This is a genomic window from Nocardioides sp. NPDC047086 (assembly GCF_040643685.1).
GTDB lineage: Bacteria > Actinomycetota > Actinomycetes > Propionibacteriales > Nocardioidaceae > Nocardioides.
This window is the reverse complement of record NZ_JBEYUV010000023.1, coordinates 1-24,351: the sequence shown is the minus strand read 5'-3', so window position 1 is coordinate 24,351 and position 24,351 is coordinate 1. Positions and strand designations below refer to the sequence as shown.

Annotated in this window: 24 protein-coding genes and 1 pseudogene; 10 read left to right on the top strand and 15 right to left on the bottom strand. The window is 70.0% G+C overall.

Features of this window, described 5'->3' with window-relative positions; genetic code table 11:
• The first annotated feature begins 6 nt into the window (after nucleotides 1-6).
• From ABZ796_RS17060 to ABZ796_RS17050, 3 genes are read left to right on the top strand one after another with little or no spacing between them, the layout of a single operon-like run.
• Nucleotides 7-225: a hypothetical protein gene (locus tag ABZ796_RS17060; protein WP_357338389.1), complete on the top strand. Its 219-nt coding sequence runs from the start codon at nucleotides 7-9 to the stop codon at nucleotides 223-225.
• 50 nt (nucleotides 226-275) lie between these two features.
• Nucleotides 276-1,619, top strand: coding sequence for an MFS transporter (locus ABZ796_RS17055; protein ID WP_357338388.1), 1,344 nt, complete (start codon nucleotides 276-278; stop codon nucleotides 1,617-1,619).
• Complete coding sequence (locus ABZ796_RS17050) at nucleotides 1,616-3,049, top strand: aminotransferase class V-fold PLP-dependent enzyme (RefSeq protein WP_357338387.1); 1,434 nt, start codon at nucleotides 1,616-1,618, stop codon at nucleotides 3,047-3,049. Before ABZ796_RS17055 ends, ABZ796_RS17050 begins: the two co-directional genes overlap by 4 nt.
• On the opposite strand, the gene ABZ796_RS17045 is transcribed toward ABZ796_RS17050, so the two are convergent.
• The 4 genes from ABZ796_RS17045 to ABZ796_RS17030 form a co-directional block, all read right to left on the bottom strand.
• Nucleotides 3,033-3,326, bottom strand: a complete 294-nt coding sequence (locus ABZ796_RS17045; RefSeq protein ID WP_357338386.1) for a DUF3618 domain-containing protein — start codon at nucleotides 3,324-3,326, stop codon at nucleotides 3,033-3,035. The genes ABZ796_RS17050 and ABZ796_RS17045 overlap by 17 nt on opposite strands.
• Nucleotides 3,323-3,757: a phage holin family protein gene (locus ABZ796_RS17040; protein WP_357338385.1), complete on the bottom strand. Its 435-nt coding sequence runs from the start codon at nucleotides 3,755-3,757 to the stop codon at nucleotides 3,323-3,325. The genes ABZ796_RS17045 and ABZ796_RS17040 overlap by 4 nt, the downstream gene beginning before the upstream one ends.
• Entirely contained in the window at nucleotides 3,754-4,083 is a 330-nt protein-coding gene (locus ABZ796_RS17035) for a hypothetical protein (RefSeq protein WP_357338384.1), read from the bottom strand. The genes ABZ796_RS17040 and ABZ796_RS17035 overlap by 4 nt, the downstream gene beginning before the upstream one ends.
• Nucleotides 4,084-4,146: 63 nt before the next feature.
• Complete coding sequence (locus ABZ796_RS17030; protein WP_357338383.1) at nucleotides 4,147-4,677, bottom strand: GNAT family N-acetyltransferase; 531 nt, start codon at nucleotides 4,675-4,677, stop codon at nucleotides 4,147-4,149.
• Nucleotides 4,678-4,741: 64 nt separating this feature from the next.
• Here ABZ796_RS17030 and ABZ796_RS17025 point away from each other — a divergent pair, with 64 nt between their 5' ends.
• Complete coding sequence (locus ABZ796_RS17025) at nucleotides 4,742-5,203, top strand: helix-turn-helix domain-containing protein (RefSeq protein WP_357338382.1); 462 nt, start codon at nucleotides 4,742-4,744, stop codon at nucleotides 5,201-5,203.
• On the opposite strand, the gene ABZ796_RS17020 is transcribed toward ABZ796_RS17025, so the two are convergent.
• The 5 genes from ABZ796_RS17020 to ABZ796_RS17000 are packed head-to-tail and all read right to left on the bottom strand — an operon-like array spanning nucleotide 5,183 to nucleotide 11,322.
• Nucleotides 5,183-6,658 (bottom strand): sodium:solute symporter, encoded by a 1,476-nt coding sequence (locus ABZ796_RS17020; protein WP_357338381.1) that lies wholly within the window; start codon nucleotides 6,656-6,658, stop codon nucleotides 5,183-5,185. The genes ABZ796_RS17025 and ABZ796_RS17020 overlap by 21 nt on opposite strands.
• A 42-nt stretch (nucleotides 6,659-6,700) precedes the next feature.
• Complete coding sequence (locus ABZ796_RS17015; RefSeq protein WP_357338380.1) at nucleotides 6,701-8,350, bottom strand: thiamine pyrophosphate-binding protein; 1,650 nt, start codon at nucleotides 8,348-8,350, stop codon at nucleotides 6,701-6,703.
• On the bottom strand, nucleotides 8,347-9,294 hold the full coding sequence (speB, locus tag ABZ796_RS17010; RefSeq protein WP_357338379.1) for an agmatinase: 948 nt from the start codon (nucleotides 9,292-9,294) through the stop codon (nucleotides 8,347-8,349). Before speB ends, ABZ796_RS17015 begins: the two co-directional genes overlap by 4 nt.
• 46 nt (nucleotides 9,295-9,340) lie before the next feature.
• Nucleotides 9,341-10,900: a cytosine permease gene (locus ABZ796_RS17005; protein ID WP_357338378.1), complete on the bottom strand. Its 1,560-nt coding sequence runs from the start codon at nucleotides 10,898-10,900 to the stop codon at nucleotides 9,341-9,343.
• Nucleotides 10,900-11,322, bottom strand: coding sequence for a nuclear transport factor 2 family protein (locus ABZ796_RS17000; RefSeq protein WP_357338377.1), 423 nt, complete (start codon nucleotides 11,320-11,322; stop codon nucleotides 10,900-10,902). Before ABZ796_RS17000 ends, ABZ796_RS17005 begins: the two co-directional genes overlap by 1 nt.
• A 193-nt stretch (nucleotides 11,323-11,515) precedes the next feature.
• Here ABZ796_RS17000 and ABZ796_RS16995 point away from each other — a divergent pair, with 193 nt between their 5' ends.
• A complete protein-coding gene (locus tag ABZ796_RS16995; protein ID WP_357338376.1) occupies nucleotides 11,516-12,454 on the top strand; it encodes an Lrp/AsnC family transcriptional regulator in 939 nt (312 codons plus the stop codon).
• A 303-nt stretch (nucleotides 12,455-12,757) separates the two neighbouring features.
• Here the strand turns inward: ABZ796_RS16995 and ABZ796_RS16990 are convergent, their stop codons facing one another.
• Genes ABZ796_RS16990 through ABZ796_RS16970 form a run of 5 tightly spaced genes read right to left on the bottom strand, consistent with a single transcriptional unit; the run spans nucleotide 12,758 to nucleotide 18,003 of the window.
• Entirely contained in the window at nucleotides 12,758-13,567 is an 810-nt protein-coding gene (locus tag ABZ796_RS16990; RefSeq protein WP_357338375.1) for a MaoC family dehydratase N-terminal domain-containing protein, read from the bottom strand.
• Complete coding sequence (locus ABZ796_RS16985; RefSeq protein WP_357338475.1) at nucleotides 13,564-14,373, bottom strand: CoA ester lyase; 810 nt, start codon at nucleotides 14,371-14,373, stop codon at nucleotides 13,564-13,566. Before ABZ796_RS16985 ends, ABZ796_RS16990 begins: the two co-directional genes overlap by 4 nt.
• Before the next feature lie 5 nt (nucleotides 14,374-14,378).
• Nucleotides 14,379-15,584, bottom strand: a complete 1,206-nt coding sequence (locus ABZ796_RS16980; protein ID WP_357338374.1) for an acyl-CoA dehydrogenase family protein — start codon at nucleotides 15,582-15,584, stop codon at nucleotides 14,379-14,381.
• On the bottom strand, nucleotides 15,581-16,813 hold the full coding sequence (locus ABZ796_RS16975) for an MmgE/PrpD family protein (protein WP_357338373.1): 1,233 nt from the start codon (nucleotides 16,811-16,813) through the stop codon (nucleotides 15,581-15,583). The genes ABZ796_RS16980 and ABZ796_RS16975 overlap by 4 nt, the downstream gene beginning before the upstream one ends.
• Complete coding sequence (locus ABZ796_RS16970) at nucleotides 16,810-18,003, bottom strand: CaiB/BaiF CoA-transferase family protein (RefSeq protein WP_357338372.1); 1,194 nt, start codon at nucleotides 18,001-18,003, stop codon at nucleotides 16,810-16,812. Before ABZ796_RS16970 ends, ABZ796_RS16975 begins: the two co-directional genes overlap by 4 nt.
• 275 nt (nucleotides 18,004-18,278) lie before the next feature.
• On the opposite strand from ABZ796_RS16970, the gene ABZ796_RS16965 reads away from it, so the two are divergent.
• From ABZ796_RS16965 to ABZ796_RS16950, 4 genes are all read left to right on the top strand, one after another.
• On the top strand, nucleotides 18,279-19,037 hold the full coding sequence (locus tag ABZ796_RS16965) for a GntR family transcriptional regulator (protein WP_357338371.1): 759 nt from the start codon (nucleotides 18,279-18,281) through the stop codon (nucleotides 19,035-19,037).
• A gap of 66 nt (nucleotides 19,038-19,103) precedes the next feature.
• On the top strand, nucleotides 19,104-20,144 hold the full coding sequence (locus ABZ796_RS16960) for a DctP family TRAP transporter solute-binding subunit (protein ID WP_357338370.1): 1,041 nt from the start codon (nucleotides 19,104-19,106) through the stop codon (nucleotides 20,142-20,144).
• Nucleotides 20,145-20,175: 31 nt separating this feature from the next.
• Nucleotides 20,176-20,793 (top strand): TRAP transporter small permease, encoded by a 618-nt coding sequence (locus ABZ796_RS16955; RefSeq protein ID WP_357338369.1) that lies wholly within the window; start codon nucleotides 20,176-20,178, stop codon nucleotides 20,791-20,793.
• Nucleotides 20,790-22,076: a TRAP transporter large permease subunit gene (locus ABZ796_RS16950; RefSeq protein WP_357338368.1), complete on the top strand. Its 1,287-nt coding sequence runs from the start codon at nucleotides 20,790-20,792 to the stop codon at nucleotides 22,074-22,076. Before ABZ796_RS16955 ends, ABZ796_RS16950 begins: the two co-directional genes overlap by 4 nt.
• A 221-nt stretch (nucleotides 22,077-22,297) precedes the next feature.
• Here the strand turns inward: ABZ796_RS16950 and ABZ796_RS16945 are convergent, their stop codons facing one another.
• Complete coding sequence (locus ABZ796_RS16945) at nucleotides 22,298-23,197, bottom strand: sulfite exporter TauE/SafE family protein (RefSeq protein ID WP_357338367.1); 900 nt, start codon at nucleotides 23,195-23,197, stop codon at nucleotides 22,298-22,300.
• Nucleotides 23,198-23,901: 704 nt separating this feature from the next.
• Between ABZ796_RS16945 and ABZ796_RS16940 the strand changes: the two are divergent.
• Nucleotides 23,902-24,351: pseudogene (locus tag ABZ796_RS16940) on the top strand (HNH endonuclease); the annotation flags it as partial.

Below are 24,351 nucleotides of genomic sequence, written 5' to 3'. Positions count from 1 at the left end.
CAGCGGATGGAGGAGTACGTCGCCGCGACCGGCCGCCGGATCCTGGAGCCGGCATTCATGGAGATCCGCCAGTCCGTCGGCCTCCCCCGCGGCCTCGACACGGAGGCCGTCGCCGCCGTCGCGGCGTACGTCGAGGAGCTCAAGGTCTCCGGGTTCGTCCGCGACGAGCTGCTCGCCAGCGGAGTGGCAGCCACGGTCGCCCCCGCGGAACCCGCGACCGCCTGAAATCCGGCGTTCCCCGACGCCGAGGACTCACCCACGGCACTATGGCGGGCATGCCAGCCAGCCCCACCCTTCCGCTCGGGGTGCGCATCGGCTACGGCTCCGGGTCCGTGGCCACCGGAACGTTCGGCACGATCCCGGGCCTGATGCTGCTCCCCTACCTGACCGACACCCTCGGGATCGCCGCCCTGGCGGCCGGGTTCATCGTGTTCGCGCCGAAGGCGTGGGATGTCGTGCTGAACCCGATCGCGGGCAGGATCAGTGACCGGACGGTGGACCCGCGGGGGCCACGGCGGCCGTGGCTGCGCCGGGCCGGGATCGCGCTGGCGCTGACGTTCGCGCTGCTCTTCGCGGCGCCGTCGATGGCGACCGGGCTCGAGGCGGTGTGGGTGCTGATCCTGTTCCTGGCCTGCGCGACGGCGTACGCGTTCTTCCAGGTCCCCTACGTCGCCGTGCCCACCGAGCTGACCGAGTCCTATGACGAGCGCACCCGGCTGATGACGTGGCGGGTCGCGATCCTGGCGCTCACCATCCTGCTCGCCGGCGCGACCGCGCCGATGATCCGTGACGCCGTCGGAGGCCGCGACGGCTACCGGGTGATGGGCGTGGTGATGGCGGTCCTCATCCTGGCCGGCGTTCTCAGTGCGTACGCCGGCACCCGCCCGGCGCCGGTCCACACCGTCCAGCCGGGGGCGGGCAGCCTGCGCGACCAGCTGCGGATCGTCGCGGCCGCGCCCGACTTCCGCGGGCTGCTCATCACGTTCGTGATCCAGGCCGTCGCGTTCGGGGCGATGCTGGCCGGCGTCGACTACCTGGCCGGCGACGTGATCGGCCGCGACGGTGCGGCGACCGTCCTGTTCGTCTGCTTCGTCGGCCCGGCGCTGCTGCTCACCCCGGCATGGGCGGCGCTCGGTGCCAGGATCGGCAAGAAGAACGGGTACGTCGCCGCCTCGGTCGTCCTCGCCGTCGGCGCGCTCCTCGCCGCCACCGCCCAGACCGCGCCGGTGGCCCTGGTCTATGCCGCGGTGGTGCTCGTCGGCGTCGGTTACGCCGGGTGCCAGGTCTTCCCGATGGCGATGCTCCCCGACGCCGCAGCGGTCGACGCCCGGCGCAGCGGGTCGAGCCGGATCGGCGTCTACACCGGCGTCTGGACCGCCGGCGAGACCCTCGGGCTCGCGCTCGGGCCCGGCGTCTACGCCGCGGTGCTGGCGATCGGCGGCTACCGCTCCTCGACCGGCGCCGACGTCGCCCAGCCCGACTCGGCCCTGACCGCGATCGCGCTCGGCTTCTCGCTTCTGCCCGCGCTCCTGGTCCTCCTCAGCCTGTTGTGGCTGAGGAGCTACTCACTCACCGCCGACGACGTGGACGGCGACGTGGAAGGAACCGTGCCCGCATGACCGACGCCCTGACCCGGCTCCGCGAGATGCAGACCGCCGACCTGCCGGTGCACGGTGGCCGCACGCTCGCCTACGTCTACGACTCCGGCCTGCCCGACATCGACCGGATCGGCCGCGAGGCGGTGGCGGCCTACGCCGGCTCGAACGGCCTGGACCCGACCGCGTTCCCCAGCCTGCTCAAGATGGAGACGGAGGTCGTCGGCATGGCCGCCGACCTCCTCGATGCACCCGAGACGGTGGTCGGCACGGTCACCTCCGGCGGCACCGAGTCGGTGCTGCTCGCGGTGCAGGCCGCGCGCGACGCCCATCCCGGGATCGACCGGCCGCGGATGGTGCTCCCCACGACGGCGCACGCCGCGTTCCACAAGGCCGCGCACTACTTCGGCGTCGAGCCGGTGCTGGTGCCGGTCGGAGCCGACTTCAGGGCGGACCCGGCGGCGATGGCCGCGGCGATCGACGAGCGCACCGTGCTGGTCGTCGCCTCGGCGCCGTCCTACGCGCACGGGGTCGTCGACCCGGTCACCGCGATCGCGGCGGCCGCGGCAGAGCGCGGGATCCGCTGCCACGTCGACGCCTGCATCGGTGGCTGGGTGCTGCCCTACGCCGCGCGGCTGGGGCGGGACGTACCGGCCTGGACGTTCGCGGTCGAGGGCGTCACCTCGATCTCCGTCGACCTGCACAAGTACGCCTACGCCCCCAAGGGCACCTCGGTGCTGCTGCACCGCGCCCCGGAGCTGCGGCGCCCCCAGTTCTTCGCCTCGGCGGCCTGGCCGGGCTACACCATGCTCAACTCCACGATGCAGTCGACGAAGTCGGGCGGGCCGCTCGCCGGCGCCTGGGCGGTGTTGAGCTCGTTGGGCGACGACGGCTACGAGCGGCTCGCCCGCGACGTCTTCGCGGCGGTGGAAGGGATCCGCGCCGGCGTCGGCGAGATGAAGGAGCTCGAGGTGGTCGGCACCCCCGACTCCACGCTGATCGCGCTCGCCACCGACGCGAGCTGCGACCCGTTCACGGTCTGCGACGAGATGGCCGCCCGCGGCTGGTACGTCCAGCCGCAGATGTCCTACGCCGGCTCCCCCACCACGATCCACCTGTCGGTGAGCGCCGCGACGCTTCCGCACGTGGCGGAGCTGCTCGAGGCGCTCGCCGAGGCGGTCGCGGCGGCGGTCGCCGCGGGCCCGGTCGCCGTGGATCCCGCCGTCGCGGCGTTCATCGCGGACCTCGACCCGCTCGCCCTCTCCGACGACGACTTCGACGGGCTACTGCTCGCCGCCGGGCTCATCGGCACCGGCGGCGAGCAGGACGAGCTGGCACTCCCGCAGCGGATGGCCGAGGTCAATGCGATGCTCGACCTGGCCTCCGCCGCGATGCGCGAAGCGCTGCTCGTCGCCTTCCTCGACCGGTTGACCCGGCCTAGGCGGCGGCGTTGAGGCGGCGCTTCCTCCGGGCGAGCAACAGGAAAACGCTGAGCACGACCGCGGCGATGATGCCGCTGCGGACCTGAACGTCCCGGGACCGGGCCGCCACCTGCGTACGCTCCTTCACCTCGTGGACCTTCTCCTTCCCGCGCGTCTTCACATCCAGGCGCGCGGCGAGCTCGTCGAGGGTGTCGGCCATCTCGTGTCGGGTGGCGTCCAGCTGGGCCTCGACGGCGGTGATGTCGTCGGCGTCGCCGGTCTCGGCGGGCCGGGGCACGTGGTTCGTCATGGCATCGTCCTCCTCGCGGTGCGGTCCTCGGGGCGGCTGTGGTGCCGGACGGCCTCCACGTCCCGCTTGAGGTTCTCGGTGGCGCGTTCGGGCTTCATCGGGACTCCCTCGGAGACCTGCTTCTTCCCGAACAGGGCGACGCCGCCGGCGATGATCAGGAGCACGACTCCGACCAGCAGCGCGGCCAGCCAGGCGTCCATGACCAGTGCCAGGGCGAGGATCGCGGTGGCGATCAGGACACCGAGGCCGTACAGCGCCACCAGGCCGGCGGCGCCGAACGCCCCGGCCCCCTTACCGGTGTGCTTGGCCTTCTCCGTCAGCTCGATGCGGGCGAGCTCGAGCTCACCCCGCACGAGGGTGGACATCTCCGTGGAGAGTCGCGAGACCAGCTCACCCATCGAGGCATCGGTCTGCTGATGATGAACCGTCACGACTCCCACCCCCGCGGCACGTCGGTCACCGGGTCCGAAGCGGGGCTCGGGCCGCCCGGCACCGTCTGCGGGTTTGGGGCCGACGTCGAGGTAGAGGCCGAGGACGACGTGGTGTCGCCGGGCATCTTGTCCTGGATGGTCTGCCGAGCGGTCTCGGCCTTCTCCTTGGCCACGTAGCCCGCGCGGTGTGCCTTCTCCTGTACCCGCGGGTCGTGCCACAGCTCCTGCGCCTTGGCGGCGATGGCGTCGTAACGCTCGCGGCCGGCGCGAGCGCCGAGGACATAGCCGAGACCGAAGGCGGCCAGCAACGCTGGTTTCTTGAACATGTGATCCTCCTCCATCGCTGTACACCTGGCCGGTACCCAGGTGGCGGGAAGATAAACAGGCCCTCAGCGACACGGGCTGAAGGCTCGCTCCTTCCCCGCCGCGTCATTGCTCCCGCGCACGTGGACGACGGTGCCCCGAGGTTGCAGCGCCGCCGCGTCCAGGAGGGACCGCACGAGGCCGAGCATCCGGAGGTTGTCGGACTGCACGTCTCCGGTGAGGACGTCGATGCCGCGGCGGCTCGCCAGGCACGCCAGCTCGCGCAGCATCCGCGCCCCGAGACCACGGCCCTGCCAGGCGTCCTCCACGAGCACCGCCACCTCCGCGGCGGCCGGCTCCTCGGCGCAGCGGTGGTAGCGGGCCACCGCGATCACCTCCCCGCCCGAGATCGCGACCAGGGCGTCGTGGTCGCGGTGGTCGACGTCGACCAGATAGCGCCGGAGCTTGAGCGAGAGCCGCCGGACCGGGGCATGGAAGCGGCGGTAGATCGTCTCCTCCGACAGACGCGACCACATCCGCTCGAAGGCGACCAGATCGTCGGGCCGCACCGGTCGGGTGGCGACCGCAGGAGAAGCGACAAGGAGTTCTGAGTTCATATTTCGAACTCTCCGCCCGGAATGCTGAGTTCGTCAAATGAATTCAGCGTCGTACGCTGGTCCAGTGATCACGGATGAGATCGACCGCACCCGATGCTCGGTGGCCGGCACCCTTGCGGTGGTCGGCGAGAAGTGGAGCCTGCTCGTGCTCCGCGAGGCCTTCCTGGGCGTACGCCGCTTCGCCAACCTCCAGCAGAACCTGGACGTCTCACGCGCGGTGCTCACCGACCGGCTGAACACCTTGGTCGACCAGGGCGTTCTCTCCCGCGTGCCCTACCACGCCGAGGGCAAGCGCCAGCGGCACGAGTACCGGCTGACCCAGAAGGGTCTCGACCTCTACCCGACGCTGGTCGCCATGATGGAGTGGGGGGACCGCTACGTCGCCGACGCCCGCGGGTCCGCCCTCACCCTCGAGCACCGCGACTGCGGCGGCGAGGTGCACCTGTCCCTGACCTGCGAGGACGGGCACCGGCTCGGCGGCGCGCGGGAGGTACGACCCGTCCCGCTACCGGAGGCTTCCCGCTAGCGCGGACTCGTCGGCGGGCTCGCCCGCGAGCCGGTCGGTCCACTCCCGCATCACCGCGGGGTCGGTCGGGCGGGTGAGCAGGCTGACCAGGACGTACGCCACGGCGCTGACGACCAGGCCCGCGTAGACGGGATCGTTGGCGAGCACGTCGCCGACGATCGCCATCGTGCCCAGCGTCGCGACGGTGCCGGACGCCATCGCCGCCACCGCCCCCGCACCCGTTCCGCGACGCCACAGGAAGCCACCCAGGATCGGCACCAGCAGCCCGCCGACGAGGATGTCGTAGGCGATGGTCAGCGCGGAGACGACGTCGGTGAGCAGCGTCGAGATGACGACGACGGCGATGCCGATCGCGACGACGTAGATCCGGTTGGAGCGGACGTCGTGCTCGGGGTTCTCGGCCTCGTCCTGGACCTGCGCCAGAGTACGTCCGACCAGGCGGGCGAGCAGCGGCTGCACATCGGTGCGGGCCACCGTCGCGGTGGCGATCAGGGCGCCCGAGGCGGTCGACATCATCGCGGCGACCGCCGCGGCGAGCACCAGGCCGCTGACGCCGATCGGGAGGATCGACTCGGCGATGGTGGCGTAGACGTCGTTGCGGTCATCGACGGTCATGAAGGTGGAGGCCGCGGTGCCGATCAGCGCGCCGGCCACACCGTAGAGCAGGCAGTAGACACCGGCCGCGGTGCCGCCCCAGCGGGCCACCTGCGGGGAGCGGGCGGTGAAGACCCGCTGCCAGATGTCCTGCCCGATCAGCATGCCGAAGGTGTAGACGACGATGTAGGTGATGATCGTCCCGGTGCCGATGGCGCCGAGGTCGAAGACGGAGTCGCCGGCACGCTCCTTGATCCCGTCGAAGCCGCCGGCGTGGTTCCAGGTGAAGGGCAGGAGCAGGAAGAAGACGCCGATGGTCTTGAGCGCGAACTGCACCATGTCGGTCAGGGTGATCGACCACATCCCGCCGATGGCGGAGTAGATCACCACGATGGCGCCGCCGATCAGCACCGAGACGGCGCGGTCGGTGCCGAAGAGGACGTTGAACACGGTCGCGTACGCCATCGTGGAGGTGACCGCGAGCATCAGCGTGTAGGCCACCATGACCAGCCCCGAGGCGGCGGTCGCACCGACGCCGTAGCGCAGCTCGAGCATCTGGGCCACGGTGTAGATCCGCAGCCGCTGGATCCTGCCGGCGAAGAAGAGGCTCAGCGCGAGCACGCCGAAGGCGATCGCCGCCACCAGCCATGCTCCGGAGAGGCCGTACTCGTAGCCGAGCGCGACCCCGCCGACGGTCGAGGCGCCGCCGAGGACGAGCGCGGACATGGTGCCGGTGTAGAGCACCGGGCCGAGGCGGCGGCCGGCGACGAGGAAGTCGGAGCTGTCCTTCGTCCGGGACTTGCCCCACCAGCCGAAGGCGACCATGGCGGCGAGGTAGATGACGATGATGGCGAGATCCATGTGGGGGCTCCCAGTCGGGTAGGCGGAGTCAGCAGGGTGGGGTCAGGTGGCGGAGAACATGCGGAGGGTTGTCGGAAGGACCACCACGGCGGGTCCACTCGTGGTGAAGGTGCTCGCGACGATCTCGCCGACGGTCTCGGGGGTCGCGGCGTGCACGGGGATGCCGAACGCCTCGGCAAGACGGACGAAGTCGGGCCTGGCGAGCTCGGTGGCGGTGGCCGCGCCGAACGCGCCGGTCATGTACTCGCGCAGGATCCCGTAGCCGCCGTCGTCGATCACCAGCCAGGTGACCTCCGCGTCGTGCTGGCGGGCGGTGGCGAGCTCGGCGATGGAGTACATCGCGCCGCCGTCGCCGGTGACCGCGAACGTACGCCGCCCGGTCCCGAGCGCGGCGCCGATCGCTGCCGGGAACCCGAACCCGAGGCCACCGGAGGCCTGCGCGGTGTGGAAGCCGCCGCTGCGGGGGTCCCAGGCCGACCAGGCCCAGTACGCCGCGATGGTCATGTCCCAGAAGGTCTCGGCGCCGTCGGGCACGGCCGCACGCAGGTCGGCGAGAAGCCGCTGCTCGGCGGCGAGGTCCTGGGCGTCGAGCCGGTCCTGGACCCGGGTACGAAGGTCGGCGGCGACGCTCGCTCCGGACCTCCTCGGGCCCGGCGGGGAGCCCTGCACGGAGCCCTGCACGGAGCCCTGCACGGGAAGCGCCGCGGCGAGGTCGGTCAGAGCCGCCCCGGCGTCGGCGTGGACGCCGAGCACGTCGTGGTTGGAGCCGAGCACCCTCGCCTCGGCGTCGACCTGGATCACCCGGCCGCGTGGGGCGAAGGTGCCGTAGTTGCTGGTCACCTCGCCGAAGGAGGTGCCGATCGCGAGCAGGACGTCGGCGTCCTCGAGCAGGTCGGTGGTGTACCGGTCCTCGATCCACGCGCCGGCGCTCAGCGGGTGCGCGAGCGGGATCGAGCCGTTGCCGCCGGCGGTCGAGACAACCGGCGCGTCGAGGATCTCGGCGAGGGCGACCAGCGCCGCCGGGGCGCCGGCGGAGCGGCGTACGCCTCCCCCGGCGAGGATCACCGGCCGCTCGGCCGCGGCGAGCAGACGGGCCGCCTCCGCGGTGATCTCCGGCCGGGGCCGCCGGGGCGCGCGCACCCCGGCCTCCAGGCCCGTCACGGGCGGCACGGTGACCTCATCGAGGAGCACGTCCTGCGGGATCTCGACCCAGACCGGTCCGGCCGGGGCCGCCTGGGCGGTGGCCCAGGCGTCGGCGAGGACGCCCGGGATCGCGGCCGCGTCGCGGACCACGGCGGTCGACCTGGTGACGTTGCGGGCGCTGGCCTGCTGGTCGTCGAGCTGGTGCAGGTAGCCCTTGCGGGCGCCGCCGAGCCCGTCCCGCGGGATCTGGCTGGTGATCATCAGGATCGGAACGCAAGCGGCGTACGCCTCCTGGAGGGCGCCCAGCGCCGTGAGCGCCCCGGGTCCGGTGGAGCAGAACACGACCCCGACCTCGCCGGTGGTCCGGGCATAGCCGTCGGCCGCGAAGACCGAGTTGTTCTCGACCCGCGAGGAGACGAAGCTGAGGTCGCTGCGCCGGATGGCGTCGAAGAGACCGAGCGCGTGCTGCCCCGGGATGCCGAACACATGGGTCGCGCCGAGCGCGGTCAGGCTCTCGACGGTGACGTCACCGCCGTTGCGTCCCGTCATGCCTGACCCGAGTGGCGCATCGCGAGCAGCGAGACCAGGTCGTAGGCCACATGCGAGGCCGCGACACCGGTCAGCTCGGCGTGGTCGTACGCCGGGGCCACCTCGACCACGTCGGCGCCGATCAGGTTCAGGCCCACGAAGCCGCGCAGGATCTCCAGCAGCTCCCGCGAGGTGAGCCCGCCTGCCTCGGGGGTGCCGGTGCCGGGAGCATGCGCCGGGTCGAGGACGTCGATGTCGACCGAGACGTAGACGGGCCGGTCGCCGACCCGCTTCCGGATCTTCTCGACCACCTCGTCGACGCCCTGGCGGAAGACGTCGGAGGAGGTGACGATCCCGAAGCCGAAGCGACGGTCGTCCTCGAGGTCCTTCTTGCCGTAGAGGGGGCCGCGGGTGCCGACGTGGCACAGCGCCTCGGTGTCGAGGATGCCCTCCTCCACCGCCCGCCGGAACGGGGTGCCGTGGGTGTACTCGGCACCGAAGTAGGTGTCCCAGGTGTCCAGGTGGGCGTCGAAGTGGACCAGCGCGACCGGCCCGTGCCGCTCAGCGGCGGCGCGGAGCAGCGGCAGCGCGATGGTGTGGTCGCCACCGATCGTGACCAGGCGGGTCCCGCCGGCCGTGAGCTCGAGCGCCGAAGCCTGCACCGTGTCCAGCGCCTCGTTGATGTGGAACGGGTTGGCCGCGATGTCCCCCGCGTCGACCACCTGGGCCGAGGCGAACGGCGAGACGTCGAGCGCCGGGTTGTAGGGACGCAGCAGGCGCGAGGACTCCCGCACGTGCGACGGGCCGAAGCGGGCACCGGGCCGATAGGAGACGCCGGTGTCGAACGGGACTCCGACGACCGCGATGTCGGCGTGCTCCACCTCGTCGAGGCGGGGCAGCCGCGCGAACGTCGCGAAGCCGGCGTAGCGGGGGTTCTTGGAGGCGTCGAGGGGCCCGATGGGCATGGGTGGTTCTCCTAGCGGTGTGGCAGGTGTGGCGGGGTGGATCAGGTCAGCCGATGGCGGGGGCGGCGGTCGCGGGACCGTCGTCGACCGAGGTGACCGGGGTGTTCGCGGCTGCCGCGGTCGGCACCAGCCGGGGCCCGTCGGGGCCGTAGGCGTCGAGCGGCTCGGGGAAGGCGAAGAGCAGGCCCAGGTAGAGCAGCGTGCCGAGCCCCATCCCGAGCGGGATGGAGATGTCGACCCCGCCGGGGACCAGCGAGGCGAGCGGGCCGACGAACTGGCCAGGCAGGTTGACGAAGGTGAGCGTGACGGCCGCCGCGATCAGCCAGGCGGCCAGACCGCGCCAGTTCCAGCCGTGGGCGAACCAGTAGCGGCCGCCGCGCTGGCGGCGATTGAAGACCTGCAGCGAGTCGGAGTCGTACCAGCCGCGCCGGACGTACCAGCCGATCATCATCACCATCATCCAGGGGACGGTGCAGCTGATGATGAGGACGGCGAAGGCGGAGATGCTGGAGACGACGTCGAAGACGAACCGGCCGATGAAGATGACGCCGATCGCGAAGACCCCGATCAGCACCGTGGACTGGACGCGGTTGAAGCGCGGGAAGACGCTGGAGAAGTCCAGGCCGGTGCCGTAGAGCGCGGTGGTCCCGGTCGACATGCCGCCGATCAGGGCGATCAGCGCGACCGGGGCGAAGTACCAGCCCGGCGCGATCGCGAGCAGGCCGGAGGCGTACGCGCCGGTCTCGAAGATCTCCGGCTCCCGGGTGGCGATGATCGTCATCGTGACCAGGCCGAAGCAGAACGGTACGAGGGTGGCGATCTGTGCCAGGAAGGCGGCGGCCATCGAGGACCGACCCGGCGTCTCGCGCGGGATGTAGCGGGCCCAGTCGCCCAGGAAGGCACCGAAGCTGACCGGGTTGGACATCACGATCAGGGCGGAGCCGACGAAGGCCGCCCAGAAGCCGGGCTGGCCGAACGCCTCCGAGCCGGAGCCGAACGCGCCGGCGTAGCCGGGGTCGAAGTCTCCCGCGAAGGCCATGATGCCGAGCAGGAAGAGCAGGGTCGCGGCGACGACGGCGATCTTGTTGACCAGCAGCATGAACCGGAACCCGTAGATGCACACGATCAGGACGAGCACGGCGAAGAGGCCGTAGGCCAGCGCCAGGGTCAGATCGTTCTCCGGCAGCCCGACCGCGCGGTGGGCACCGCCGACGAGTACGTCACCCGAGCTCCACACCGAGATCGAGAAGAACGCGAGCGCGGTGAGCAGGGAGAGGAACGAGCCGACGATCCGGCCGTGCACACCGAGGTGGGCCGAGGAGCTGACCGAGTTGCTGGTGCCGTTGCGCGGGCCGAACAGGGCCATCGGGGCGAGGACCACGGCGCCGAGCAGCAGCCCGAGGAGCGTGGCCATCAGGCCGTGGGCGAAGGAGAGCCCGAACAGGATCGGGAAGCTGCCCAGCACCACGGTGGCGATGGTGTTGGCGCCACCGAAGGTGAGCCGGAACAGGTCGAGCGGCCGGGCGCTGCGCTCGGGGTCGGGGATCGGCTCGACGCCGTGCTGCTCGACCTCGGTGACCTTCGGCGGCTGCGGCTGAGCGCTCATCAGGCGCCCTGGCCCGGCTGGGCGGAGAGGTGCTCGTGCACGGCGAGGAGCTCGCCGTCGATGAGACGGAAGACGATCGTCTCGCGCTCGCGGGTGGTCTCGGCCGGTCCGGTCGTCGAGGTCGTGGTGAGGACGTCGTGGCTGAAGACCGCGGTGTCACCGTGGACCTGGACGAGACGGGCGCTGCTCCGGCAGGACTCGACCCGCCAGCCCTCGGCGACCCAGGCGGCCCAGAGGCGCTGGTAGGCGGCGCGGTCGTCGAGGCGTCGAGGCTCGGTGTGGAAGACGAAGCTGGCCTCGGGGGCGAAGCAGGCGAAGTAGGCCGCGGTGTCGGTCGCGGCGAAGGCGGCGACGAGCCGGTCGGCCGCCTCGAGGACGTTCGACTCGGTCAGCGTGGCTGATGGGGCGGTGATCGTGGACACCGGGCCTCCTGGATCTGTGGGTCGGCCGAGATCTGCGTCACCTTAGGAGCATCCGGAGCACCCCCGCAATCGTTTCGTTCTTAACCTGGCCGTAATAGCTGTCGATATGTCGGCGATGCCTGGAAGATCCGTCATAATCGGATCAGATCCCCACCCCAGAGGATCGTTTCGACCCTGGAGACGCGCCCAAAAAATGTCGAACGAAATCACGCCCGGTGTCCTCGACGGCACCGACGAGGCGATCCTCGTCCTGCTCGAGCAGGACGGCCGCCTCACTCACCGCGAGATCGCCGCCCAGGTCGGTCTCTCCCGATCAGCGGCGGCCACCCGGGTCCAGCGGCTGCTGAGCGAGGGGCACATCGACGTCCGGGGCGTCGTCCACCCGGCCGTCCTCGGGCACGACGTGCTCGCCCACGTCTCGGTCACCGTGAACGACTCCGCGACCCAGGTCGCCCATGCGGCCGCGGCGCGCGAGGACACCACCCTGGTCTCGATGACCAGCGGCCACCACGCCCTGGTGCTGGAGCTCCGCGCGAAGGACATCGGTCGGATCGACGACGCCCTCGCCGAGGTGCGCACGATCGACGGCATCGTCACCACCGAGACCCTGCTCTACACCGAGGTGATCCGCGACGTGGCCGCCCCGGTGGGCCCCGCGCCCGCCGTCGGCTCGCTCGACGAGACCGACTACGCCCTGCTGCGCGCGTTGCAGACCAACGGCCGCGCCTCCTACGTCGACCTCGCCGCGAGCATCGGCCTCTCCCCCGCCGGCACGCGCCGGCGCGTGGTCCGCCTGCTCGACGGCAACGTGGTCCGGGTCGGCGCTGTCGTACGCCACTCGGGTCAGGAGCGGCGTACGGCGACCGGGATCGGGCTCCGCCTCGACGGCGCCGCCCACCGCCCGATCGCCGAGCAGCTCGCCCAGCTCCCGGCGGTCACCTTCGTGGCCCGGACGCTGGGACGCTTCGACGCCCTGCTCACCGTCACCACCGCCACCTCCGGCGACCTCGTCGGCGTCCTCGACCACATCCGTGAGCTGGACGGCGTCCGTGAGGCCGAGACCTGGAGCCACCTCCGGTTCGTCAAGGAGACGTACGCCTCGCTGCGTCTGGGGGCCGGCCTCGAATCGTGAGGCTCGCCGCCCCGCCGACGCGGTCGTCTGCCAGGGCGTGGTCCGGCTGGGTATCCCCGAGACCCTGGTCAGCTCCGGCATCGAGGACCGGGGCGTCGACGGCCGCCGCTGCCTCTCCGAGCAGTTCGCCGAGGACCACGCCTGGCACTCCCCCGGGAAGTTCCGTGCGTACGTCGCGAAGCAGACCAAGGCACTGCTGAGGGCGGGCCTGATCACCGAGCCCGAGAAGGAGGCGCTGCAGGAGCCGCCGCCCGGACCGACATCGGTCGGCCAGCACCTACATCGGGCCGACCGCTGGTCTGATCAGCGGTCGGCCAAGGTGCTGATGGCGGTGACCACCCCGCGGGCATCTCGCACCTGTGCCCCACCGCGGAGACCGCCCTCCTCGGCCACAACGGTGAGGGTCTGTGGCCCGACCATCGGGGCAACGAGGCGATAGGAAAAGGTCCGTCCGACCAGGCCCGTCCCGGCGCGCCGCTGCAGCTCCCCCATCATCAGCGCCTGCAGCGGACCGTGCACGACCAGATCGTCGTAACCCTCTTCGCGCACCCAGTTGTGGTCGTAGTGGATCCGGTGGGCGTTGTAGGTGAGGGCGGAGAAGCGGAAGAGGAAGACCTCATCGACGGCCAGGTCGAGGCGGGCCTCACGCTCGGGCATCTCCTCACCCTCCCGCTCCGGGAGCGATCCGGACCCGGCGCCGCGGTAGACGATGTCGTTCTCGTCGACGATCAGCACCTCCCCGGACTGGGAGATCTCGTGACGCACGGTGACGAAGGTGAGCGGGCCGGTGCTGCCCTGCTTCTGCTTCGAGGCCACGACTCGGGTGACCCGGGTGGCGGATTCACCCAGGCGCAGCAGCCCATGGGTCGTGACCCGACCGCCGGCGAACATCCGGCGTCGGCCCGGACCGGGCGGCGCCGGGATCCCGCTGGTGGGGTGCCCGTCAGGACCCAGGTCGCTCTGCCGGCGCCGCTCGAGCAGATGGATCCAGTGCCACAGCGGCGGCAAGGTCTCGGTCGGAATGTCGGTCTCGAGGAGGTTGGCGAGCGCCTCGGCAGGCTGTGGGGCGATCACCTCGGTGAGGGTCACGCTCTCCGCGGTTCGGTCGGTCATCGGTGGTCTCCTGCTCTGCTCATGATGCGCTGGGCGCGGGCGATGACCGGTGCGTCGACCATCTGACCGTCAACGCGGGCGGCCCCGGTGGTGCCCGCCTCCAGGACTCGCCGTGCCCAGGCGACGTCGTCGCGGCTGGGGCCCATCGCCGCGTTGACGGCGGCGACCTGGCGGGGGTGGATGCACAGCTTGCCGGTGAACCCGAGTGCGCGCGCCTGCGTGGCGTCGTCGCGGGTGATCTCGTCGTCGTCGAGGTCGGTGGTCACGCTGTCGACCGGACCCGCGACCCTGGCGGCGCGGGAGGCGACCACGATGGCGGAACGGGCGTGAAGCAGCGCCTGCGGCTGCGGCGCCGCGTCGATGTCGACGGCGAAGTCCAGGTGCCCGAAGGCAAGTCGCCGTACGCCGGGCGCAGCCGCGAGATCCACGGCCCGGAGCAGTCCGAGTGCGGTCTCCAGCTGCGGGACCAGGGCGACGTCGGGCCCCAGCCGCTCGCGCAGGCCGGCAATCGCCTCGACCGACTCTGCCATGGGCAGCAGCACCGCGCGCAGACCGGGCAGGCCGGCGATCGCGGCGACGTCGTCGTCATGGTGGTCGCTGTCGGCGGCGTTGACCCGCACCGCGGCGGCCCCGTCACCGACCATCCAGGTCGCGGCAGCTCGACGGGCCGCGTCCTTCTCCTCGGCCGGCACCGCGTCCTCGAGATCGAGGATCACCATGTCGGCGCCGCTGGCCACGGCCTTGGCGAAGCGCTCGGGCCGGGTCGCGGGCACGAAGAGCCACGACCGTGCCACGTTCGGGTCCATCGGGCTCACCGGTACCAGTCCTTCCCACGCTTGACCAGCTGCTTGGCGATCACGTTGCGCTGGATCTCGTTGGTGCCCTCACCGACGATCATCAGCGGCGCATCACGGAAGTAGCGCTCGACGTCGAACTCTGTGGAATAGCCGTAGCCGCCGTGGATCCGGACCGCGTCCAGGGCGATCTCCATCGCGGTCTCCGACGCCAGCAGCTTGGCCATGCCGGCTTCCATGTCGGCGCGCTCGCCGGCGTCGTACTTGCGGGCAGCGTGCAGGGTCAGTTGGCGGGCAGCGGCCAGCTTGGTCGCCATCTCGGCGAGGTAGTTGCCGATCGACTGATGCTTCCAGATCGGCACTCCGAAGCTCTCGCGCACCTGCGAGTAGGCCAACGCGTCCTCGAGAGCGGCGCGGCCGACACCGAGCGCTCGGCCGGCCACCTGGAGGCGGCCGATCTCGAGGCCGCGCATCATCTGAGCGAACCCCTGGCCCTCCCGATCCCCGAGCAGCTGCTCCTCGGGCACTCTCAGGTCCTCGAAGACCAGCTCGCAGCTCTCGACACCCTTGTAGCCCAGCTTGGGCAGGTCACGGCTCACCGTCAGGCCGCCGCTGTCGTCGGCGTCGGTGTCCTTCTCCACCAAGAGGATGGAGACGCCCTTGTGCCGGGGCTCGGCATGCGGGTTGGTCTTGCACAGGAGCGCAACCAGGCCGGACTTGCGGGCGTTGGAGATCCAGGTCTTCGACCCGTTGACGACGAACTCCGAGCCCTCGCGACGGGCCACGGTACGCATCGCCTGCAGGTCCGATCCGCCGCCGGGTTCGGTGAGCGCCATCGTCGCACGGAGCTCACCTGTGGCCATCCGGGGCAGATACTTCTCCTGCTGGGCGGGTGTGCCGTAGTCCTGCAGCAGCTTGGCGACGACCGAGTGGCCCCCCATGGCACCGGCGAGGCTCATCCACCCCCGGGAGAGCTCCTCGGTCACCCGCACGTAACAGGGGGCGCTGACCCGGGCATCGCCCCAGGGCTCGCCGATCGCCAGACCGTAGATTCCCATCTGCTTCATCGACTCGATGAGCTTCTCGGGGTAGGTGTTGGTGTGCTCGAGCTCCTGCACGACGGGTTTGACCTCACGGTCGACGAACTCGCGCACGAGCTCGACGATCTCGAGCTCCTCCTCACTCATCCCGTCGGCACCTGCGGTGCTCAGCTGGTCGCTCATGGAGTCTCCTCGAGTTCTTCGTGGTGGTGGTCTTGATCGGTAGTCAAGTTGCGCCTCAGGATCTCGGCGGCGCCGTCCCAGGTGATGTCGGTGGCGCTCACGTCGCTGCCGGCCAGGCAGATGGCCAGCTTCTCCCCCATCTCCTCCGGCGTCGGTGGACGCTGCGGAGACCCGGGCGGATACTGCAACCGCGCCTCGTGGCGTTCGTCGCCGACGTGGACGACGACGCGCACCTCGCCGGCCAGCAGCCAGTCACCGGAGTCGTCCACGATGGTGTCGACCAGCTCGACGAGGCGGCGGGCCTCGGGGCGGCGGACCGCCGCGTCGGAGAACTCGGCGAAGCCGTGCTGTTGGTCGAGCACCGCTGTGGCGACGGCGTACTCCAGGGAGAACTTGCCCTGCAGTCCGGTCTCGGGTCGGTGATGGATGAGCGGGTGGACGGTGGCCGCGGGGGTGTGCACCTCGACCCGGCGTACGTCGGCAGGGTCCAGGTCGACACCGGACAGGGCCTGACGCAGAGCGGTGATCGGTCGCTGCAGCGCATAGCAGGCCGGGTAGATCTTGATCGCCAGGCCGCCCGGCACGGCGGGCCCCGAGCAGTCGACGGCGGTCGCATCACCCCCGAGCAGCTCGATCCAGGCGTCGACGGCGGAGGGGTCGGCACTGGCGCCTGCCGCAGCGAGCTCGGCCGCGCGGATCCCGGCGTCGGCGGCGAGTCCCACCTGGAGCGACTTGCCGTCGGTGCCGAAGGCCCGCTGCACACCGCCCGCCGCGGGGACGGCCAGCGCCATCGCTCGAGCCAGCCCCTGGGCGTCCAGCCCACGAGCCGTGCCGGCGACCACGGCCGCGGCGAGGGCACCGGAGGTCGTGGTCGCGTGCCAGCCGGAGGAGTAGTGACCCCATCCCAGCGCGACGCCCAGCCGGGCCATCACCCCGGCGCCCGCGAGGTAGGCGCGGGCGTTTCCGCCGGTGGCCAGTGCGACCGGCACGCAGACCGTGCTGATGTGGGTGGTCGACTCCATGTGGAGGTCGTCGTAGTCGATGACATGGCTGGCCGTTGCCCACTGGCCGGCCTCTCCCAGCACGTTGCAGATCGAGAGGATCTGCTCGTCGCGAGCCGCGAGCGCTACTGCGACGGTGTCCTGCAGCGCCCGTTCGGCGAGGGCGAGGTCGTCGGTGGTCGGCTGTAGGCCGGCGGCCCACTCGGCGAGGCGTTCTGCGGTGGTCACGGCTGGCGCTCCTGTTCGTGGGTGAGGGCATGCTCGGCGCTCGAGCCCGTCTCGGATAGACCGAACTCGGCGAGGATGGCATCGGTGTGCTCGCCGACCGTCGGGATCGGGTCGAACCGCGGCTCCACCCCGTCGGGCATGGCCGGTGGCAGCAGCTGGCGCAGAGGGCCGGCCGGAGAGTCGACCGTGCGCCAACGATCACGAGCGGCGAGCTGAGGGTGCTCGGCGAGCTCGGCCACACCACGCAGCCGAGCGTTGGCGATCCGTGCCTCATCGAGCCGGGCGACCACCTCCTCGGCAGCCAGGTTCGCGAAGGCCGCCTCCACCGTCTCGGTCAGCTCTGAGCGATGGGCCACGCGAAGCGAGTTATTGGCGAAGCGGTCCGCTCCGGCCAGGTCCGGCTGCTCCAGCACCGAGGAACAGAAGGTCGCCCACTCACGCTCGTTCTGGATACCGAGGAACACGAACTCACCCCCGGCGCAGGCGAACGGCCCGTACGGCGCGATCGCCGCGTGCGAGGCACCCGAGCGGGCCGGAGCCGAGCCTCCGTAGGTCGCGAAGTTGAGCGGGAATCCCATCCACTCCGCCAGGGCCTCCAACATCGAGACCTCGATGGTGGCACCTTCGCCGGTGCGCAGCCGCCGGATGAGCGAGGAGAGCACTCCGGTGTAGGCATACATACCCGCGGCGATGTCGGCCACTGAGATCCCCACCTTGCTGGGGGTCTCCGGGGTGCCTGTGATCGAGACCAGACCGGCCTCGCACTGCACCAACAGGTCATAGGCCTTCTTGGACATGTAGGGGCCGACGTCGCCGTAGCCGGAGATCGACACATGCACCAGCTCCGGACGCCGGGCCCGCCAGGTCGCCGCGTCCATGCCCAACCGGGCTGCCGCCCCGGGAGCCAGATTCTGGACGAACACGTCAGCCCGGTCGACCAGCGCACGCAGCGCGGTGATGCCGGCCTCGCTCTTGAGGTCCAGCGTGACCGACTCCTTGGAACGGTTGAGCCACACGAAGTGGCTCGAGAGCCCCTTGACGGTCTCGTCGTAGCCACGCGCGAAGTCGCCCGGCCCCGGTCGCTCCACCTTGATGACGCGAGCCCCGAGATCGGCCAGCTGACGTGTGGCGAAGGGGGCCGCCACCGCCTGCTCGAGCGAGACGACGGTGATCCCTGCGAGAGGTAGCACGTGAACACTCCTGTGAGGGTCGAGGAAATGTACGGCCATTGTTAGATCTGGCCGTACATAAAGTCAATAGGCGTTTCCGGTCACCTCTCTCGCGTCACCATCCCCTCGCCCCGAGTGCTTAGCCCCGCTCAACAACGCGAAGATAAGTGACCATTGACACATCCGGACATGCGTTTCTAATATGGCCGCACCAATGATTCAAATGGCCGGTCATTGTCGACGAGGCGACGGACCAATGTCGTCGTCGGTCCGGCCCCGATCCGACCCGAGGTGCCATGTCAGACCCCGCACGTCGCCCCACGAAGGGCGAGACCGCCTATCGGGTCCTTGCCGACAAGCTCCGGGACGGCATCGCGAGCGAGTCCTTCGCCGAAGGTCGCCTGCCGACCGAGGCCGAGCTGGCCCAGACGCACGGACTGAGCCGCCAGACCGTACGCCGGGCGATGCAGGAGCTGGTCAGCGATGGCGTCGTCTATCGCGTCCCCGGACGCGGCACCTTCGTGAACGAGAACGGCGGCCAGTACACCCGGAGGTTCGGGTCCGTGGAGGACCTGATGGGCCTCTCCCTGGACACAGAGTTCGATCTGGTCCGTCCGCTGCGACGCCAGGTCGACGTCGCGGCCGCCAGTCGGCTACGACTGGAGAACGACATCGTCTGGACGGTGGTCTTCCGACGGCTGCACGACAACGTCCCTTTCTGCCTGACCACGGTGCACCTCTCACCGGAGGCCGGCCGCCTCCTGGTCGACCTTCCGGAGGTCACCGAACCGGGCACGCGCAGCCGCGCCACCGTGATCGGGCTGCTCGACAGCCGTCTGGACTCGCCGATCGCCGACGCCGAGCAGAGCATCACCGTCGCCCCCGCCACCGAGCTCGCCGAGGAACAGCTCGGCTGTCCGCCGGGGCAGCCGCTGCTGCGCATTGAGCGCACCTATGCCGACACCGAAGGGACACCCGTCGAGCTCGCACTCAGCCAGTTCCTGCCGGAGCACTACTCCTACCGGACCAAGCTGCGGCGCAGCCTCCCCCGCTGACGCCACCCACTCTCTCCAGTCACGGAGCGCCGTCGTCCGACGGCATGACCGTGGAAAGGACTCTTCATGCTCTCCAACCGACCCGTTCGCGCTGCCCTCGGCGCGGTCGCAATCATGACCCTCGTCCTGAGCACGACGTCGTGCGCCCTTCGGGGCGCCGGCGCCCGTGACGGCGACGGCTACGTACTGAAGTTCTCCCACGTCACGACCACCGAGACCCCGAAGGGTCAGGCAGCAGAGAAGTTCAAGGAGCTCGCCGAGGCCGAGTGCGGCGACCAGCTCACGGTGGAGATCTATCCCAACTCCGAGCTCTACGGCGACGAGGACGAGATGCAGGCGATCCAGTCCGGAGCAGTTCAGATGGCAGCCCCCGCCAGCGCGAAATTCACTACGATCGCCCCCCAGCTGCAGGTGCTCGACCTGCCCTTCCTCTTCGACACGCTCGAGGACGTCCCGGCCATCACCGCACCCGGCACCCCTGTCGGAGACGCGATCTATGACAACGAGGACCTCGCCATCCGCGACATCAAGGTGCTGGGCCTGTGGGACAACGGGCTCAAGGTCCTCTCGAGCAACACCCCGATGGCCACACCCGACGACCTCGACGGCGTGAAGTTCCGGATCCAGCCCTCCGACGTGCTTCGCGGCCAGTTCACCACCTGGGGCGCCGAGGCGACCCCGATGGCCTTCGCCGAGGTCTACAGCGCTCTGCAGCAGGGCGTCATCGATGGCCAGGAGAACCCCTACTCCAACATCGACTCCCAGAAGATGAACCAGGTGCAGAAGTACGTCACCGAGTCGAACCACGGCTACATCGGCTATGTGAACGTCATCAACCAGGAGTTCTTCGACCTGCTTCCCCCCGACGTCCAGACCTGCGTCACCGACGCTGCCGCCGGCGCCGCGGACTTCAACCGCCGAAGCGCCGCGCAGGTCAACGAGGAGGCCAGGGAGGCGATCCGGGCGTCCGGCACCACGGAGATCACCGAGCTCACCGACCCCCAGCGCCAGGCATTCAAGGACGCCGTCGTCCCCCGCGTGTGGAAGAAGAACGCCGACGTGATCGGCCAGGACCTGATCGACGACCTGCTCGCCGAGCAGCGCTGAGCGCCGACCCCCTCTGGAGGAAACGATGTCCATGCTGAACTCTGTCCTGAGCAAGCTGGAGAACGTGCTCGCCGCCGGCTCCCTGGCCGCGGCCGCCGCCTTGGCAATCTTGCAAGTGCTGCTTCGCACGCTCTTCGGCCAGGTCCTGTTCTGGTCCGAGGAAGCGATCATCTACCTGGTCATCTCGGCGACCTTCTTCGGCGCCGTGATCGCGCTGCGACACAACGAGCACGTGAGCGTCGACATCCTCTCGACGCTCCTGAAGGAGCGCGGCCGCCGCGTGCTGGGCTACGTCGCCGTCCTGCTCACCCTGTTCTACTTCGGCGTCATCGGGTGGTTCGCCTGGGTGCTGATGTTCGAGCCGAGCTCGAGGCTGACCAACACCCCCGCGCTGGATCTCCCCTTGTGGGTGGTCATGCTTCCGGTGCCGATCGGCTTCACGCTGCTCTTCCTGCGCACGGCGGAGATCCTCGGACGCATGCTCCGAGGCCGAGATCCCTATCCCGAAGCGGCCGAAACCCTGCTGCAGGCAGAGGGCGGTGCGCCTCTGGACAAGAGCCAGCTCGAACCTGACGAACCTGACGATCCCGACGGCGAGCGGCTCGCGACCGACCAGCCCGGTGAGGGCAACAAGGAGAACGACCGATGACTGCTGCCGCGATCACCCTGTTCGTCACCCTGTTCATCCTGCTGTTCTCCAGGATACCGGTCGCAGCAGCGCTGGGACTGACCTCGTTCGTCTACATCTTCTACTTCACCACGATCCCGCTCACCCAGATCCCCGAGACGCTCTTCAACGCGCTCAACAGCTTCCCGATGGCCGCGATCCCGTTGTTCGTGCTGGCAGCGACGGTCATGTCGCACGGGGGCATCAGCAACCGGTTGATCAAAGCCGGCCTGGCCGCCGTCGGCCAGTTCCGCGGTGGACTGGCGATCACGACGGTGATCTCCTGCATCTTCTTCGCGGCGATCTCCGGCTCGAGCCCCGCGACCGTGGTCGCCGTCGGCACACTGATGATCCCCGCGATGATCAACAGCGGCTACGGCAAAGACTTCTCGACCGGTCTGGTGGCCACCTCCGGCTCCCTGGGCATCCTGATTCCGCCGTCGATTCCGCTCATCGTTTACGGCATCGCCACCGAGCAGTCCATCGGTGACCTGTTCCTCGCCGGGCTCGTCCCTGGGCTGCTCGCCGGCGTGATGCTGCTGCTGATGGTTCTGGTGGTCTCCCGGCGCCGCGGCTACGGCACCGGCGAGGGGGCCATCACCATGACCCGCGAGGAGAAGATCCAGGCCATGCGGGACTCGATCCTGAGCCTCCTGCTCCCGGCGATCGTCCTCGGCGGAATCTACGGTGGCTTCTTCACCCCGACCGAGGCCGCAGCGATGGCGGTCTTCTACTCCCTGATCGTGTCGGTCTTCGTCTATCGCGAACTGTCCGTCAAATCGCTCGGAGAGGTGCTTCTCAAGTCCTCGCGTATGTCCGCGATGATCATGTTCATCATCGCCAACGGCATCCTGTTCTCCTTCGTGCTCACCGCCGAGCGCATCCCCGGACAGGTGACCGAGGCGATGATGGCCATGGACCTGGAGCCCTGGACCTTTCTGCTACTGGTCACCGCCATCCTGCTCATCGCCGGCTGCTTCATGGAAACCTCCAGCGCCATCTTGATCTTCGCGCCGATCTTCTTCCCGATCGCCATCGAACTGGGGATCAACCCTGTCCACCTCGGCATCATCATGGTGATGAACCTCGAGATCGGCATGCTCACGCCGCCGCTGGGCTTCAACCTCTTCGTCGCCAGCGGGCTGTCCGGGATGAGCGTCCTTCGAGTCGCCAAGGCGGTGATCCCCAGCGCAGCCGTGCTCTTGGTGGCACTGCTCCTGGTCACCTTCATCCCCGAGATCAGCCTGCTACTCGTGGACGGCTGAGATGGGTGACCGTGCCGCCGGGCGTCTGCCTCTCCCGCAGGCACCCGGCGGCGCATGGTCCGGCTGGCCGATGGCAACGTGTGCCGCCCGAGCGTCTGCTCGGCGAACCGATCGACGTCGACCGCATGAGGCAGTCGCCCTGAAGCTACCCGCTCCCGCCGATACCCTGGCGGCTCGTAGCGCCCGCCCCGCTCCCTGGGCGCCGCGGTGACGGCTCGCCGTCAAGCGTTGGCAGGTTCGGAGGCAGGCTCCTGCTCCTGCTCCTGGGTGTCGGTGAGCCTGCCGGCCTTGCGCACCGCGATGGTGACGATGACGGCGGCGACGGCGAAGAGCACGCCGTAGGCGACCACCGACTCGGCGTCGAAGTTCTGCAGCAGCGTACGTCCGTTGGTGACCAGGATGATGCTGCCGACCAGGCCGCCGAGGATCGGCAGCGAGAGGTGCTTGACCAGGTAGGCGGCGAACGGGGCCGCGATCACGCCGCCGACGAGGAGGCCGCCGATGATGCGCCAGTCGAGCGCCTCCCCGGCCAGGCCGACCAGGAATCCGACGCTTGCCGAGAGGGTCGTGACGAACTCGGCCGTGGAGACCGATCCGATCACCTTGCGCGGGTGCAGGGTGCCGCTGGAGATCAGCGTGGGCGTGGTCACCGGGCCCCAGCCGCCGCCACCGGTGGCATCGATGAAGCCACCGAAGAGACCCAGCGGCGCCAACAGACCGAGCCCCGGGCGGCGTCCCGGGATGAAGACCGGCGGCTTGCCGAAGACGAAGCGGGCGATGATGTAGACGCCCAGGACCAGCAGGAGGCCGGCCACCCACGGCGTAGCGCTCTCGGTGGAGAGGTTGGAGAGCACCGTCGCGCCGGTGAAGGCGCCGATGCCACCCGGGATCGCGATCTTCGCCACGACCTTCCAGTCGACGTTGCCGAGCCGCCAGTGGGACACGCCCGAGACGAGCGTCGTGCCGACCTCGGCCAGGTGCACCGACGCTGAGGCGACCGCGGGTGCGACGCCGGTGGCGACCAGCAGGGTGCTCGAGGTGACGCCGTAGGCCATCCCCAGCGACCCGTCGACAGCCTGGGCAGCGAGCCCGACGAGGGCGAAAATGATCAGGCGCTCCACGCGAACCTCCTGTGTGGGATCGAAGACCATGGGATAGTAATGTAACTCGATTTACTATATATGATCGAATCAACGGGTCTGGGATCGTCTCGTCGGGCAGAACACACCGGACCGCTCCTGCGCTGCCGGGCCGATCAGTCGCATGCCTGCCTCGCTGGTCGAGCCGACCGACCCCACTGCCCGAGCCGACCGACCCCGCTGGTCGAGCCGCCTTCCCCCGCTGGTCGAGCCCCTTTCCTCCACTGGTCGAGCCCCCTTTCCCCCGCTGGTCGAGCCCCTTTCCCCCGCTGGTCGAGCCCCTTTCCCCCGCTGGTCGAGCCCCTTTCCCCCGCTGGTCGAGCCGCTTCCCCTGCTGGTCGAGCCGCCGGAGCCGCTAGGCGGAGGCGTGTCGAGACCAACACGGTCGCTTCTTGGGATACCTCGCTTAGCGACTGTGTTTTCGTTTCGGGGTTCGCCGCCGACCCGTGCTTTGAGTGTTTCTCGATCGCGCGCCGCGTCAAGGACGGGCTTCGCCCGCCGGCTTCGCCGGTGGCCTGCGGCCATCCTGGACTCGGCACCCGATCGAGAAAAGAATTTCGCCTGTATCGGGGCGGCGGCGAGAGAGTGGCGCAGCACTCACGTGTCTTGTTCGCTGACTGCGTAACTGTCATCTGACCAGCATTAATGAGTCGCGCGCTCGTGTTCGAACGCATATAATAAGGCGTATGAACGAGTCCATCGACCGCCTCCTCGCCGGGCCACCACAGGATGCGTCCGAAGGGGAGCTGGTCGACTGGATCGGCCGTCTCGAAGAGGTCAAGTGCACCGCCGAGGCGATCCAAACACAAGCAGCCGTACGCCTCGACGAAGCCGTGCGGGCACGCCAAGCCGAGGCCGGGGTGCCCGCCCGGAAGCTCGGCGAAGGAGTCGCTTCGCAGGTCGCGCTCGCGCGCCGGGTCTCGCCCGAGAAGGGCGCGAAACTGCTCGGGCTGGCGAAGGTCCTGCTCGGCGAGATGCCGCACACCTTCGCGTTGATGAAGGCCGGGCTGTTCTCCCAGTGGCAGGCCACCATCTTGGCCAGGGAGACCGCCTGCCTGTCGCTGGAGGACCGTCGGGTCATCGATGAGAACCTCTGCGCCACCGGTCCGAGCGGCGAGGTACCGACGGTGGTGTCG

Bases quoted from the DNA above. Each gene is read 5' to 3' on its own strand.
- ABZ796_RS17020 (WP_357338381.1), bottom strand. From the start codon at position 6,658: ATGGATCTCGCCATCATCGTCATCTACCTCGCCGCCATGGTCGCCTTC.
- ABZ796_RS17050 (WP_357338387.1), top strand. From the start codon at position 1,616: ATGACCGACGCCCTGACCCGGCTCCGCGAGATGCAGACCGCCGACCTG.
- ABZ796_RS16950 (WP_357338368.1), top strand. From the start codon at position 20,790: ATGACTGCTGCCGCGATCACCCTGTTCGTCACCCTGTTCATCCTGCTG.
- ABZ796_RS17005 (WP_357338378.1), bottom strand. From the start codon at position 10,900: ATGAGCGCTCAGCCGCAGCCGCCGAAGGTCACCGAGGTCGAGCAGCAC.
- ABZ796_RS16980 (WP_357338374.1), bottom strand. From the start codon at position 15,584: ATGAGCGACCAGCTGAGCACCGCAGGTGCCGACGGGATGAGTGAGGAG.
- speB (WP_357338379.1), bottom strand. From the start codon at position 9,294: ATGCCCATCGGGCCCCTCGACGCCTCCAAGAACCCCCGCTACGCCGGC.
- ABZ796_RS16955 (WP_357338369.1), top strand. From the start codon at position 20,176: ATGCTGAACTCTGTCCTGAGCAAGCTGGAGAACGTGCTCGCCGCCGGC.
- ABZ796_RS17060 (WP_357338389.1), top strand. From the start codon at position 7: ATGGAGGAGTACGTCGCCGCGACCGGCCGCCGGATCCTGGAGCCGGCA.
- ABZ796_RS17035 (WP_357338384.1), bottom strand. From the start codon at position 4,083: ATGTTCAAGAAACCAGCGTTGCTGGCCGCCTTCGGTCTCGGCTATGTC.
- ABZ796_RS17015 (WP_357338380.1), bottom strand. From the start codon at position 8,350: ATGACGGGACGCAACGGCGGTGACGTCACCGTCGAGAGCCTGACCGCG.
- ABZ796_RS16965 (WP_357338371.1), top strand. From the start codon at position 18,279: ATGTCAGACCCCGCACGTCGCCCCACGAAGGGCGAGACCGCCTATCGG.
- ABZ796_RS17055 (WP_357338388.1), top strand. From the start codon at position 276: ATGCCAGCCAGCCCCACCCTTCCGCTCGGGGTGCGCATCGGCTACGGC.
- ABZ796_RS16990 (WP_357338375.1), bottom strand. From the start codon at position 13,567: ATGACCGACCGAACCGCGGAGAGCGTGACCCTCACCGAGGTGATCGCC.
- ABZ796_RS16960 (WP_357338370.1), top strand. From the start codon at position 19,104: ATGCTCTCCAACCGACCCGTTCGCGCTGCCCTCGGCGCGGTCGCAATC.
- ABZ796_RS16985 (WP_357338475.1), bottom strand. From the start codon at position 14,373: ATGGACCCGAACGTGGCACGGTCGTGGCTCTTCGTGCCCGCGACCCGG.
- ABZ796_RS16995 (WP_357338376.1), top strand. From the start codon at position 11,516: ATGTCGAACGAAATCACGCCCGGTGTCCTCGACGGCACCGACGAGGCG.
- ABZ796_RS17030 (WP_357338383.1), bottom strand. From the start codon at position 4,677: ATGAACTCAGAACTCCTTGTCGCTTCTCCTGCGGTCGCCACCCGACCG.
- ABZ796_RS17045 (WP_357338386.1), bottom strand. From the start codon at position 3,326: ATGACGAACCACGTGCCCCGGCCCGCCGAGACCGGCGACGCCGACGAC.